Annotated in this window: 9 protein-coding genes and 3 pseudogenes; 11 read left to right on the forward strand and 1 reads right to left on the reverse strand. The window is 37.9% G+C overall.

All coding sequences use genetic code 11. From position 1 onward, the window contains the following. Positions 1 to 277: 277 nt before the first annotated feature. The 9 genes and pseudogenes from HPS56_RS12210 to HPS56_RS13435 form a co-directional block, all read left to right on the forward strand. Positions 278 to 472: pseudogene (locus HPS56_RS12210) on the forward strand (NAD-dependent epimerase/dehydratase family protein); the annotation flags it as partial. A gap of 176 nt (positions 473 to 648) precedes the next feature. Then, entirely contained in the window at positions 649 to 1,029 is a 381-nt protein-coding gene (locus HPS56_RS12215) for a hypothetical protein (protein WP_172277098.1), read from the forward strand. 31 nt (positions 1,030 to 1,060) lie between these two features. Beyond that, a complete protein-coding gene (locus HPS56_RS12220) occupies positions 1,061 to 2,809 on the forward strand; it encodes an outer membrane beta-barrel protein (protein WP_172277101.1) in 1,749 nt (582 codons plus the stop codon). A gap of 30 nt (positions 2,810 to 2,839) precedes the next feature. Further along, positions 2,840 to 5,066: pseudogene (locus tag HPS56_RS12225) on the forward strand (peptidase domain-containing ABC transporter). After that, positions 5,066 to 5,785: a hypothetical protein gene (locus tag HPS56_RS12230; protein WP_172277104.1), complete on the forward strand. Its 720-nt coding sequence runs from the start codon at positions 5,066 to 5,068 to the stop codon at positions 5,783 to 5,785. Before HPS56_RS12225 ends, HPS56_RS12230 begins: the two are co-directional and overlap by 1 nt. A 218-nt stretch (positions 5,786 to 6,003) precedes the next feature. Beyond that, positions 6,004 to 6,681 carry a DUF4422 domain-containing protein gene (locus HPS56_RS12235; protein WP_172277107.1) on the forward strand — a complete coding sequence of 226 codons (678 nt, stop codon included), beginning with the start codon at positions 6,004 to 6,006 and terminating at the stop codon, positions 6,679 to 6,681. Between the two features lie 13 nt (positions 6,682 to 6,694). Next, on the forward strand, positions 6,695 to 7,420 hold the full coding sequence (locus HPS56_RS12240; protein ID WP_172277110.1) for a hypothetical protein: 726 nt from the start codon (positions 6,695 to 6,697) through the stop codon (positions 7,418 to 7,420). Positions 7,421 to 7,427: 7 nt separating this feature from the next. After that, positions 7,428 to 8,594, forward strand: a complete 1,167-nt coding sequence (locus HPS56_RS12245) for a hypothetical protein (RefSeq protein ID WP_172277113.1) — start codon at positions 7,428 to 7,430, stop codon at positions 8,592 to 8,594. Positions 8,595 to 8,859: 265 nt separating this feature from the next. Beyond that, a pseudogene (locus tag HPS56_RS13435) lies at positions 8,860 to 9,246 on the forward strand (transposase); the annotation flags it as partial. A 321-nt stretch (positions 9,247 to 9,567) separates the two neighbouring features. On the opposite strand, the gene mltG reads toward HPS56_RS13435, so the two are convergent. Beyond that, positions 9,568 to 10,593 (reverse strand): endolytic transglycosylase MltG, encoded by a 1,026-nt coding sequence (gene mltG / locus HPS56_RS12250; RefSeq protein ID WP_172277116.1) that lies wholly within the window; start codon positions 10,591 to 10,593, stop codon positions 9,568 to 9,570. A gap of 140 nt (positions 10,594 to 10,733) precedes the next feature. Here mltG and HPS56_RS12255 point away from each other — a divergent pair, with 140 nt between their 5' ends. Together HPS56_RS12255 and HPS56_RS12260 are read left to right on the forward strand one after the other, a co-directional pair. Then, positions 10,734 to 13,421, forward strand: coding sequence for a 4-alpha-glucanotransferase (locus tag HPS56_RS12255; protein ID WP_172277119.1), 2,688 nt, complete (start codon positions 10,734 to 10,736; stop codon positions 13,419 to 13,421). 42 nt (positions 13,422 to 13,463) lie between these two features. Continuing rightward, positions 13,464 to 14,105 (forward strand): HAD family hydrolase, encoded by a 642-nt coding sequence (locus HPS56_RS12260; RefSeq protein WP_172277122.1) that lies wholly within the window; start codon positions 13,464 to 13,466, stop codon positions 14,103 to 14,105. The last annotated feature ends 64 nt before the right edge of the window (positions 14,106 to 14,169 follow it).

Raw genomic sequence — 14,169 nt, forward strand, 5'->3', positions numbered from 1 at the left:
AAAAAAAGTATGTTTTTATTTTGTATTATATAATATATATTGTATATTTGTAGGCAAAAAATACGGCATGATATCAAAAAGTCAAGTTGTATAAAACAGAATTAAAACCAACATAGTTATGAGATTCAACCAACAAAAAACAAAAAGAGGATTATGCTGTTCATCTGTGATAACCATTATTAATTCAGAAAAGGAAATCTGTAAATATTGAAATCTTGTTTCTTGTTAAAACAAAGTATTTTACAGAAAGACCAATATTAAGATTATGGGAGAATATATGAAAAAGGACGGAGAGTATAAAGTGACTTTGGTCGCAGGAGGTGCGGGCTTTATCGGTTCGCATTTGTGTGAAAGGCTTATAAAAGAAGGCTATAATGTGTTATGTGTGGATAATCTCTATACTGGAAGTATGGAGAATATCCGGCATTTATTACCCCATTCTGAATTCACCTTTAAAGAACACGACACGACATAACCGATCCGATAACAGCTCATACAGGAAAGCAGACAAAAATGATTTTTATATTTGAAAAGAACCTAAAACCCGCAAGTTGTTTCCATACGGGCTAAATTACATGCCTGTTGTTCCATTTGACAATGATTTTGCTTGTCTTTAAACACAGCACTAAGATAAGTAAAACATATGTTATGGCAAAATTTCCTGCAACGATTTGTTGCTTAAGAGCTTATAAGAAAAGTTTAACTAAAGTGCTGCGAAATTTAAGAAAAATGCGATTTTTGATTATTATGTTTTCTATATTCTCTTTGTGTGTTAATGCGCAAGAGAGCACAAATGACACGACTGTAGTCAATGGTAAAACCTTAAACGAAATTGTCGTTAAGGCAAAATATATGAGGCAGAAGAATAATGGCGATATTATTCTTCAAATAGCAGGGAACCCTCTTGCAGAAGGAAAGCCATTATCACAGGTGTTAAATTATATACCTGGAGTTATTTCCAAAGATGGTAATGTTTCGATAAATGGATTAGACGGGACTGTTTTTTTACATAGACGAGAGACAAAGTAGTCTTGATGAAATAAATGCTCTTCCAACGTCAATGATTTCAAAAATAGAAGTGATAGGTTTCCTTGATGCTTATTATGGAAGAGTTCATGGTGGGATAGTTAAAGTTGTATTGAAAAAAACAGAAGCTTTTACAACAAGTTTCAATGTTAAAAATCAAGAGGATAAAGAGGGCTATGTTGATGCTTCCATCTCTAATTTCACAGTATATCAAAAAGGTAAAAATACGTTGTACAATAATATTCGATATTTTCTTTATGGTGACTATCATACTGTCAACACACGCAGGGATATATATGAAGATTCTGTCTCAGTTACAAAAATGTATATGAATAATAAATGTTATGGTAGTATAACAGACAATATAGGTTTTACCCATAATTTTAATAAAGATACATATATAAATGTATATGGTGGTGTGTGCTTTGAAAATTCTGAGAAGGACAATATAAGTGTAACTGATAATCATATCCTGTCCATACATGGCAAAAATAATCCTTGGAGCTATAATGTCGGCTCTATTTATAAGAATGGTATCTTTAAAAATGGGAAAAAACATGATCTCACATTAAAAATAAACCATTCTTATTTGCACAGCGAGAATACAAAACAATATGATTATTATGGCAATGATTCAGAATATTTAAGAAGGCATTATTATAACGTATCATTTAATCCATGTTATAAATTTGAAATAGCTAAGAATACTTCTATTAATATAACTTCATTTTTAGGCTACAATGAAGATCGCCATTATGAACAAGGATTACAAAATTCTATACTTCAACAAATTGTTCAACGTGATTATAAAACACAAGAAACCAATTTTGAGTCATGGGTTGAGTTGCAGACCTCTTTGTTTAAATGTCTGTTTGCAAGATTGTCATTTTCTTATCTTAATGGCTCTTTGCATTATAACGATTTATTATCACCTTCAAATAATTATAAGGCAAAAGGAAGAAGCGGCTTTTTTTATGATGGACTTTTGAATTGGGTTATTAAAGATAACAGATATCTTTTATTGTCTTTTAAACATTATTATTCTTTTCCTAATATTGGACTCTATAATCCAATGGCGACTTATAGCTCAAGCAACTTTTATAATATAGGAAACCCGAACTTAAAAATGGAAATTTTCAATCGCCTAGAATTGAAATATACAGCAAATGAGAATTTGTCTTTTTTATTTCAACTTAGGTCGGGACGTAATATCATTCAAACATTAACTCATAAAGAAGAAAATGCCGATATGTATTACACAAGACCTGAGAATGTAGGCAATAATATGAGATATAATTTTCTTACCTATTTGAATTTTGATGTTGCAAAATGGTGGAGAACAAATAACACTATAAATTTGTGTTTATATCATGAAAACCTTAATGGCGATGTTGCGAATTGTTATGTTGCAGCTTTAACCTCTGCGAATAATTTTAGGATTAGCGGAAAATTTGGAGCTAATTTAGAATTTAGTTTATATCCAAAGTCTGAAAGTGTGCACTATCAATATAATGCTGGATACTATGTCGATTTAAGTTTTTATTACAAATTTAACAAGAACTTAAATCTTAATGTTATGTTTGGTAATATATTATGCAGCCACTCAAAACTTACAATCAAAGGAAGTGACTATGAACTGATACGAAAAGATGAATCAAATCGTAGTCGTCTGAAATTAAATTTAACTTGGAATTTCGGTAGAGGAAAGGGTAAAAAAGCTTCTATTGAAACTGGACAGATTATGGAAATGAAAAGTGTGGAATTACAGCAGACTATGCAATAATTTATTTAACATTTAGAAATTTATATATATATGATCTCGTCATTTCCACATTATTTACAACATGATGCAATGGATTGTGGAGCCACATGTCTTCGCATGATTGCTAAATACTACGGTAAGGAATATTCAGCTGAGATGTTACGCCATCATTGCTTCATAACTCGTAATGGTGTGTCAATGCTTGGTATAAGTGATGCAGCAGAGTATATTGGATTTCATACTATAGGTGTGAAAATAACGGCTGATCAGTTAGCAAAAGATGTTAAGCTCCCTTGTATCCTCCATTGGAATCAAAAGCATTTCGTCGTATGTTATAAAGTTAAGGAAAATAGAAAAGGAAAACATTGTTTTTATATTTCGGATCCCGCGTCACAACGATTGATATACACGGACGAAGAGTTCCGAAAGTGCTGGATTAGCTCGTCTGTCTATGGCAAAGATACTGGAGTAGCCCTTCTGCTTGAACCAGGAACAGATTTTGGAAGGCGTGAAGAGGAAGTTTTATCGAATAGAAAAAGTATATCATATTTCTTTCGCTATCTTCTACCATATAAAGAACAATTCTTTATGTTGTTTCTTGGAATGGTGTTAGGGAGTCTACTGCAACTCGTCTTTCCCTTTCTCACTCAGGCATTAGTGGATTGTGGAATACAAGATGGAAATATAAATTTCATCACTCTAATACTTATAGCGCAACTGATGCTTTTCGTTGCGCAGCTAAGTGTTGGCTATATTCGCAGTTGGATTCTCTTGCACATAAATTCAAGGATTGATATATCGCTGATATCAGACTTCCTTATCAAACTGACAAACATGCCTCTGATTTTTTTCGACACAAAGAATACTGGTGATATCATGCAGCGTATAGGAGATCATTGACGTATCAAATCTTTTCTCATGAGTAACTCTATGAGTATGATGTTTTCGATTGCTAATTTTGTGATATTCTCTGTTATATTGGCGTATTATAATACGATGATACTCTGCATCTTTTTCCTTGGAAATGGTCTCTATGTATTGTGGATTCTCTACTTCATGAAATATAGGAGGGAACTTGACATAAAACGTTTCAATGTGTCTGCCTCGGAACAAAGTAAGATTATACAACTTATTCAAGGAATGCAGGACATCAAACTTAATAACTGCGAGAAACAGAAACGTTGGGAATGGGAAAGATTGCAGGTCAACCTTTTTCGTATTAGTGTGAAAGGACTGAGGATTGGACAGATTCAGCAGACAGGAAGCGTATTCTTTACTCAGACAACCAACATTCCTGATATCATTCATTGCGGCCAAGTCTGTATGCGATGGTTTAATGACACTTGGTATGATGATGTCCATGACCTATATCATAGGTCAAATTTCCTCTCCCATATCATCATTCATAGGTTTTGCACGGTCTCTGCAGGATGCAAAGATTAGCTTTGAACGTTTGAGTGAAATTCATGCACAGAAGGATGAAGAGAGTGATATTGCAGAAAAATTGTCTGTACTCCCAAAGGATAGAACTATAAAAATAGAGAATCTGAGTTACAGCTATGATGGGGCAGACCGTAACTATGCTCTTAACGATGTTACACTGACCATACAACCGAATAAGGTAACTGCCATTGTGGGTGAGAGTGGATGCGGTAAGTCTACACTAATAAAACTGATACAAGGATTTTATGTTCCTAATCACGGAAACATAAAGGTTGGAGGAGTAAACCTAAATAACATAAATGCACATCTCTGGCGTAGTGTTACAGGAAGCGTTATGCAGGAGAGTTATATATTTTCTGACACAATAGCCCATAACATAGCTCTCAATTTTGATAACATCGACACGGACCGTCTGTATGAGTCGGCCGTTGTTGCCAATATTGATAATTTTATCTCAGAACTTCCACTTGGTTATAATACTAAAATCGGTATGGAGGGGCAAGGGTTGAGTCAAGGACAACGTCAACGACTGCTTATAGCACGGGCTGTATACAAAAAACCAGAGTATCTTTTCTTTGATGAGGCAACAAATTCTCTTGATGCATCAAACGAAAAATCCATTATGGAAAAACTCACACAGTTCTACAAAGGAAGGACTGTTGTGATAGCTGCTCATAGAATAAGCACAATATGTAATGCCTACATGATTGTTGTCATGAAGCAAGGAAAGATAATTGAATCAGGTACGCATAATGAGCTGCTTGACAAAAAAGGTGAATATTTCACTCTCGTGCAAAATCAAATGGAAATTGGCAGAAAGGAGGTGGCTATATAATGAAAAAAAATAAAAAGAAGAAATTTATGGATATCGGGTTAAGGAGTGAGGAAGTACAGGAACTCATGGGCAGAATGCCATCGCATATAGTTCGCTTTGGAATACCTGTTATATTGTGTTTTGTGCTTGTCTTTCTCGGAGCAAGTTACTTTATCTCTTATCCTGACATCGAGACATTTCCTATTAAAATTGTTTCTGAAAATGTTACAATGGAATGTAAAACACCTATGGATGGTAAGCTGGTAATGAAAAACAGAGAAATTCCATGTAAAGTTTCTGCAGGACAAACAATAGTGAGTATTGTTAAAAATGAAGACACCGTTAATATAGTTAGTCCTATATCTGGAAGGGTTTTCAAACGAACAATCTTTAGAGACGGTGAGAGTATGGATAGTGCAAAGACAATCTGCATTGTTGTTCCCTATTGCAGGTTCAAGTGTTATGGATACATATATGTGGATTACCATACAAAACATTTGCTTTCTCTCCATACAAAAGTTGAGGTAGAATATAAATCCACCTCGATAAAAAGTGTAGTGACACAGATTGCAGACTTACCTAACTCACAGACAGGGCTATATGATGTCGAACTCGACCTTGGGTTGTTTAAACATGATGTTTACGATATTGTAGGAAATACCGAAGTTGTAGCTAAGATTCACAGAAGTGATGCCACTATATTTGATAAAATTTTTAAATCAAAAGTATTCTATCGGTAAGGCTGGCCGGCAACTTGACTTCTCAAAAAAATTAGTATGTAATCTGTAACAAACCTTGCTCAACATTCATTAAAACACGATTGATTCAATACGAAATCACAGGATTGTCTGTGGATTACAAAGAACATACTTGCAGATTATAACTTTTCTCTATGCGGAAATCTTTCTCGGATGGGCTGTAGGAGAATAGTTTCAAAATATGATAAAAAAAATAAACTATGGAAGAAAAAGAACTTACATTTTGGATTACATATCACGAAGATAAGCAAATAGAGATATACGGGCTTAAAGAAAGTGATATTTTCAAGTTGTTTAGAGGTAATAGTAAAGACGTTGATGGGGATAATATCAACTACCTGAATAAATTTTATTCTGAGATTGGAACATTTTATTATGTATGGAAAAACAATCTCAAAAGTCGAATAATCGGTTTTGGGCATTACCGCAGATTATTTCCTCAAATATACGATGTGGAAGAAGGGCAATGCCAAGTATTATCAATTAACTATAATAATTCGGTTTTTAACCACTACAAGTTATCTCATAACTATCAGGACATTTATGATGTCATTGACATTCTCAATGAGAAATATGGTAAGGATAATAAATATTCAAAATATTTGCTTGAAGGTAATGTCTTTATTCCCTTCTGTTGTTTCATCATGAACTATACAGATTTTGAAAAGCTTTGTAACTGGTTGTTCCCAATCATTTTTGCTTGGGATAAGAAGAATGGACTGGAAATGATCCCAGATAAGTATTTGGAAAAAGCAAAGCGTGATTTTCGCTATGACAATGTGGATTATCAATGCAGAGCTGTTGCTTTTCTGGCAGAGAGATTGATAAGTTGTTATATAGTAAATGAAATGAACCCATTTTGTATTAGTACTTTGTAATTTTATAAAAGAAATGAATAGTAAAAATTGTATAGTTCTTGTAACACACAAGCAGGGGGAAGATTTATTGCGATATATTTCACATGTAGCGGAAGTATCAGAAGGTACAATGGACTTTTATGTGTTATTTGACAACTCAAACAGTAAGCCGCATTTTTCAGCTATGGCAAACGTAAATGTTTTCGAGTACAATTCAAAAAAATTGGATGGCTTCTTCTTTGCTAACAATAGGCTTTTGCCTAACGCTTTAGTTGCATTGCTCGATTTTGCCCAAAGCAACCACTATGACCACTACTTGCTTATGGAGTTTGATATAGTTTTGAACGGCCGTTTGGGTGATTTTGTCAATAAGGTAAATTCTATTGATGATATAGACTATATTCATATAGGTTATGACCCAGAAGGAGGGCCAGAGAATCATTGGCCAATCAAATATATTAAGGATAATCCATTCAGAAAGACATATTTTGCTTGGTGCCATATCTTCTATATCAGTCACAATTTCTTAGTGGATATTGAACAATTCATGACTAAAAACAATTCTTTCCACTATGAGTTTTTATTGCCAACAATGGCGTATAATGGGAATTATATTGTCAAACAGTTTGAAAATATAGGATATCAGTTTAATGTTTCATGGGGACCTGTCGATAAATACGAGACAATATACAAGGAGTGTGCAAGGGATAATACATTCTACCATCCTATAAAAGACCTTAGTATCGTCACATTTAAATAAAAGTTAAATGAAACAAGCAATTCTTTTACTATCTAACAGAATAGATTATACTGTACGTGATAGGTATGACAAGTTGGTAAAAGATTATAAGCATAAGGCTAATGTCTATTTACTTTTTGACCTTACTAAAGGTTATAACAAACAGGAGTTGGTACACTTCGGACACGTATATCCCTTTGATGTGGACAAAATGATTGATGATGGTTATACTGCTTTGGAAGAAGGTTTTCTTGGTAATTGTCATTATCCAGTTTTGACATTCCATAAAGAACATCCCCAATATGACTATTGTTGGATTGTGGAGGATGACGCTGTTTTTTATGGTGACTGGAGTACGCTATTTGATGCTTTCTTGGATGACCCTGCCGATTTGGTGGCAGCTTATATAAGGAAGTATGAGGACGACCCCAATTGGTGTTGGTGGAATAGCGTGAGGGCTCCTGATGGAGTTGCTTTGTCACGTGATGATTTATATGCTTCTTTCAATCCTGTTTATCGGTTATCAGCTAAAGCTTTGAAATGTCTTGAAATGGAAATGCGGAATGGGTGGCGAGGACATTTTGAAGGTGTTGTTCCAACTGTCTTAATTGAAAATGGACTGACATTAAGAGATATGAATGGTAAGGGTTACGGATTGGACGAACGTGTAAATCTTCATTTTTATTCAGACGGCACACATAATTGGTTACCATTGCACGTACAGTCCTTTGAAAAGAATATAATTTGCCATCCTATAAAAGAAAAGGCAGGTAAAGAAACGTACCAGCGTTATTGCTTACTATCTGTAGTAGGAGAACACAGCAGGCATATAGAATGGATAACAGGTAATGTAAGACGAAATTATGACATTCATCTTATAGTTAATGATATGTCATTTGGCAAGCATTATGATGATGCAGATTTTGTATATGGTAAAACAGGTAGAAAGATAGAATTGATAAAAGATTACTTCGATAATCACAAATATCTGCTTAACCAATATGACTATTTCTTCATCATTAATGAGATGTATGGAATGGATGTGAGTCAAATTAATGAATTGTTTGAGGAAATGGCACAAGAAAATTGTGAGTTTTCGTTTGTGGGCATGACTATGCCTTGTTTCAGACAAGATGCTATGATTCAAGTGCTGGAAGACGACCCTGAAACATCAATATTGTTCTTTGGAAAATAAAGCAATGAAGTACGATTGCCTAATAATAAGCTCTGGATTATTTGGAGCAACCTTCACATATTGTGCAAAGCAAGCTGGAAAATCATTGTGGTGATTGATTCTCGCTCTCATACTGGTGAAATCTGTATCAGGAGAATGTGTAGGATATAAATAGTCGTTCCTTAAAATTCATCTTCGGTACTTATATTCATCGATTTTATTTCTATAATCCTTTGATAAATCTGCAAGAATTCTTATCTTTACAGAAAGAAACTTGCAGATCTTTATGATTAAAATGTCTCATAATACCCCTTCGTTATTCAACAGTCTGTTTGATATGCTGGATCAGTCTCACCAACTGTGCAAGTTGGCAGACAAAATAGATTGGACAAAATTCGAGAACACTTTCCTCTCTTTGTATTTCCAGAGCAACTGTCGCCCTGGAAACCGGTCCACATTATGTGTGGTTTACTAATCATCAAGCATCTGCCAAACCTGTCAGATGAATCCGTTGTGGAGCCAATGGAATTAAAATGCCTATTACCAGTATTTCTGCGATATGCAGGAACTCACCCGTCCCATGCGCCGCTTCCAAACAGGTCCATTTCCGTAATCGTATCTGTGAAAAAGGTATTGAGCTTATTTTCGAGAAAGCATCCGTGTGAACAATGAATTTCTCTTGGAGTCAGATGTTTTATATCAGTAAACGGTATCTGAATGCTGTCCGTGAATTTATGAAGACCAATAATTCTTTCTATTATGAGTTTTTACTTCCAACAATGGCATACAATGAGATGTTTCATATCAAGCAGTTCGAAAACTTAGGTTATCAATTCTGTCTGTCGTGGGGACCTGCAGAACTCTATGAGTACAAATATTTATATGAACGTCAGCAAAATACGTTTTATCATCCGATTAAGCAACTGTGCATAGCAGACTTCACTTAGTTATGATTGCTGTTCTCGCTTTCTTATCCAATTAATTTGCCTTGCCGCTATCTTATTCCTCGTTCGTTGAGAGCTTTGGTATATCTTGCAGCGTTTTCAAGATGCTCTTCGTATGTGCGCGCAAAGTTGTGCGTGCCGGAAAAGTCTTCTTTCGCACACATATATAGATAATCATGCTTCACATGGTCCAGTACAGCGTCAATGCCGGCCACGGACGCAATCTTTATAGGTCCTGGAGGCAGACCGATGTTCTTGTATGTGTTATACGGGTTTTCTATACGCAACAGTTTGTTGTATATACGTTTTATTGAAAAGTCTTTCCATGCAAATTTTACCGTAGGGTCAGCCTGTAAAGGCATTTCCTGTTTCAGTCTGTTGTAATACATGCCTGCAATCATCGGCTTTTCCGCATTGTTTGCTGTTTCCTCGTCGATGATGCTTGCCATGGTTGCCACTTCGTTTGGTGTCATTCCCATTGCTTTTGCCTTGTCTGTACGTTGTCCTTTCCAGAAAGCATTGTGCTCTTTCAGCATTCTTCTCATGAAATCATCGAGTGTCAGGTTCCAGTAAACTTCGTAAGTGTCCGGCACGAACAAAGCAGGAATTGTTTCCGGTGTATATCCGTATTTTCCGCAGAAAGCCGAGTCACCGAGAGCTTGGGCGATCTCTGTGCTGTCTATCATGAGCTTGCCGGCAAGGAAGCCGGCGAGTCTGTTCATTGTGCGTGTTTCGGGGATTGTAAGCCTTATCGGGGCCTGAACACCGTTCTTAAGACGGCGATATACGGTAAATGCGTTTTCTTTCGGAGCCACGGCATATCGTCCGGTATGTATCTTATTGTCATATCCGCTGTGGCGTGCTATGGCACGAAATCCGGTAAGGGCATGTTTGTTTGCTATTGTTTCCATTTTTGCAAATACAGAATCTTGAGTGTCGTCATCGTCTATATATACATACTGCACTGTGTCGTGTTCAGACAGTGGAGTGAAAAAATAGTAATACACCAGTCCTATTATGACAAGAATGCATACGGCTGCAGTGTAGAGATAGAGTTTTGATTTTATTTGTTTCATTTCTTGATGTCTTTAAATTTGCCGCAAAGTTAGTGCTTTTTCCCTAAACAGCGCAATGTTTGTATGTTTTTTTATTACCTTTGCAAGTGCTGGATACGATGTATAGAATCTGTTCCTGCGCATTAAATAAAAGAAACAGGATGAAATTAAAATTCGCTTTGGATTATGGTACGGCATGGGGCGAGAGGCTTTATGTCGTCATAGAATATGTCAGGTCGGACAAAAGTATAAAGCGCAACAGCCTTCCTATGGATACTGCCGACGGCATGAGATGGACGGTGGAGACAACCGTAATGGAATCCATGCGCCATCCGATAGATTTCTTCCGGTATTCATACCATGTTGCAAACGCGGAAGGTATCATCCTGCGTAAGGAATGGAGAATGGTGCCGCGCCAGTTGCATTTCGATTCTTCCCATAATTATTTTATGGATGACAGTTGGAGCGACAAGCCTTTGCAGCATCATCTATATACATACGCTTACACAACATTCACCGGGCAGGATAAGATTCGTCAATCCGACAATGTGGTGCGTATACCATTGTTCCGGAAGACAATAGTGTTGAAGGTTTCCGCGCCACAGCTTAAATCCGGGCTTGCATTGGCTGTTTGCGGCAGTCATCCGGCGCTTGGCGGCTGGAACCCATCGCAATATGTCAAGATGCGCTATGCAGGAAACACAGAATGGATTGTGTCGATAAACGTTGCAGGCATATCATTGCCGTTTGAATATAAATATGTAGTAGTCGACCAGTCAACGAACACGTTGAAGGAATGGGAACTTGGTTTCAATCGTATTATAGGGGAGGCCGATATGACAGACGGCAACGTTATTGTGGCAGACGGCGGGCTTTTGAGGGTGAAGGAGGATATTTGGCGGATGGCAGGACTTTATGTGCCGGTATTCTCATTACGCAGCATCCGTTCATGCGGTATTGGTGATTTCAGCGACCTTAGGCGTGTTGTAGAATGGGCGGCATCTGTCGGAATAAGTGTAATAGATGTGCAGTCGGTCAATGATACATCCCTTTCCTGTTTTAATGACAGTATTATATCCGTGCATGCACTCAATCCGTGTTACATTGATATAGAGAAAGCGGGGCGTATTTCAGACAAGGGAAAGATAAAGATGTTGCATAGGCGCCGGAGTGAACTCAACGCCCTACCATACTGCGATGATGAAAAGGTGTGGAAAGTGAAATCAGCGTATCTGCGCAACCTGTATTCAGAATGCGGACATAAAGTGACAGCGTCTGACGGATTTAAGGAATTTATAGATGAAAACAGAGGCTGGCTGCGTCCGTATGCGGCTTTTTGTATTCTCAGACACAGATATTCCACATCTGTATCAGAGGAATGGGATGTCTTTGCCTTATATTCAGATGCAAAGGTTGATGAGCTGATTGCTGATTATTCCGATGAGGCGGGTTTTATTTATTATGTACAATATATTCTTCACTGTCAGCTGTCTGATGTATGTGACTATGCCCGTGGGCTTGGAATAGTCATGATGTGCGGCATCGGAATCGGAGTGAACCGCAATAGTGTGGAAACATGGGTTTCGTCTCAATATTTCAATACAGACAGTTGTGTAGGGATAATGCCTGACAGACAGCACCGCAGCGGGAAAAACACGTCGATACCCACATATAATTATGAAGCCATGGAATCTGACGGCTACCGTTGGTGGAGAGAAAGAGTGAGGCACATGGAGAGATATTTTGATGCTGTGAGCATCGACAGTGTGTCCGTATTCTTCCGCGTATGGGAGGTTTCCAATGGGGATGCAGACGGAAGACTCGGGCATTTCTCACCGGGATTGCCATTGACAAAGGATGAAATAGAGTATTTCGGTCTTGTGTTCCGCAAAGACGTATATACACGGCCGTTTATCAACGACAGTGTGCTCAATACAATGTTCGGAGTACATGCCGCATACGTCAAAGACACATTTCTTGTTTCCAGGCAATATGGATTGTACGACATGAAGGATGAGTATTCGACGTCAAAGGACATCTACAGGTATTTCGCCGGTCATAATGACGAGAACGGTATATGGATCCGCAACGGAATATTCCGTATGATGGCAGACGTCCTTTTTACGGAAGACCGTCGCCGGCCCGGAATGTATCATCCTGTGGCAGGGGCTTATAATGAGCCTATATATAATTCTTTGAGTGATGACGACAAAGAAGCGTACATGAGGATATACAACAACTATTTCTATCAGCGGCATGACATATATTGGGAGAATGCAGGAAGGAAAAACCTTTTAGGGGCATTCGGTGGCACCGGTGTCCTTCTTTATGCCGACAATCTCGGAAATGTTCCCGGATGTGTGCCGAAGGTTCTTGACGAGCAGCGGATTCTCACTCTTGAGGTGCAGACCATGTCTAAGAACTACGGATGCGAGTTCTCACATCTTGACAATAATCCGTATCGCAGTATATCGATGGTGACATCTCCGGATATGCCGACACTCAGGCAATGGTGGGAAAGACAGCGCGAGCTTGTTCAACGGTATTATGCCACAATGCTGCATAAGGAGGGACATGCTCCGGAACATCTTCCGGCACACATTGCCGAGGAGATAATAGGAAAACACTTGTACTCACCTTCGATGATATGTATGCTGTCTCTTTATGACTGGATATCAATGGATGACATTCTCCGTGCAGATGATGTAAGGAAAGAGGGTAGGGGTGTAGAAGATTCACATGGAAGGAAATACAGGATGACGGTGGATATTGAACAGATTGCATCGGCTGACAAGTTAAACAGGAAAATCAAGACAATGATTCAGCGAAGTATGCGTGGGCGCAGATAATAAACATTTTATATATTTGATAATAAACAAAAACATAATGGTATGAAAGATTATTCAACTTATATATTCGACCTCGATGGAACACTTCTTGATACAATAAACGACCTTGCCAGGGGAGTGAACCATGCAATGTGTGAATACGGAATGCCTTTACACAGTGTAGATGATGTCAGGCGCTTTGTCGGCAACGGTGTCAGAAAACTGATGGAAAGAGCCGTTCCCGGTGGAGAGGACAATCCTGACTTTGCCGCGGCTTATGCCTCATTCCGTAAGTATTATATGGAACATTCATACGATACAACGAATCCGTATCCGGGTATTATCGAGTTGCTTGTCGAATTAAAGGCACGCGGCAAGAACATTGCTGTGGTCAGCAATAAATTCTATGAGGCCACACAGGAACTGTGCCGTCATTTTTTCAGCGGTTATGTGGATGTTGCAATCGGTGAACGTGACAATATACGCAAAAAACCAGCTCCGGATTCTGTTATCGAGGCTCTGAGGCAGTTGGGGGTCACTGCCGATAATGCGGTATATATCGGTGACAGCGAAGTTGATGTTGCCACTGCACGCAACTGTGGCATACCGTGCATCAGTGTACTTTGGGGATTCCGTGACAAGGACTTTCTTGCCGTCAACGGTGCAGATATGTTTGTGGAAACGCCTGCGGAGATACTTGGCTGAACAACTTGCTGAAAATTGATGAGGAAATTCTTGATATTTAGTGTTTGTCGTTTTTGTCTGTTGG

Source organism: Xylanibacter muris (assembly GCF_013166605.1).
Taxonomy (GTDB): domain Bacteria; phylum Bacteroidota; class Bacteroidia; order Bacteroidales; family Bacteroidaceae; genus Prevotella; species Prevotella muris.

What these genes read in the sequence shown, in the direction of transcription:
- HPS56_RS12260 (WP_172277122.1), top strand. Translation starts at nt 13,464, where the DNA reads ATGAAAGATTATTCAACTTATATATTCGACCTCGATGGAACACTTCTT.
- HPS56_RS12220 (WP_172277101.1), top strand. Translation starts at nt 1,061, where the DNA reads ATGATTTCAAAAATAGAAGTGATAGGTTTCCTTGATGCTTATTATGGA.
- HPS56_RS12230 (WP_172277104.1), top strand. Translation starts at nt 5,066, where the DNA reads ATGAAAAAAAATAAAAAGAAGAAATTTATGGATATCGGGTTAAGGAGT.
- HPS56_RS12245 (WP_172277113.1), top strand. Translation starts at nt 7,428, where the DNA reads ATGAAACAAGCAATTCTTTTACTATCTAACAGAATAGATTATACTGTA.
- HPS56_RS12255 (WP_172277119.1), top strand. Translation starts at nt 10,734, where the DNA reads ATGAAATTAAAATTCGCTTTGGATTATGGTACGGCATGGGGCGAGAGG.
- mltG (WP_172277116.1), bottom strand. Translation starts at nt 10,593, where the DNA reads ATGAAACAAATAAAATCAAAACTCTATCTCTACACTGCAGCCGTATGC.
- HPS56_RS12235 (WP_172277107.1), top strand. Translation starts at nt 6,004, where the DNA reads ATGGAAGAAAAAGAACTTACATTTTGGATTACATATCACGAAGATAAG.
- HPS56_RS12215 (WP_172277098.1), top strand. Translation starts at nt 649, where the DNA reads ATGGCAAAATTTCCTGCAACGATTTGTTGCTTAAGAGCTTATAAGAAA.
- HPS56_RS12240 (WP_172277110.1), top strand. Translation starts at nt 6,695, where the DNA reads ATGAATAGTAAAAATTGTATAGTTCTTGTAACACACAAGCAGGGGGAA.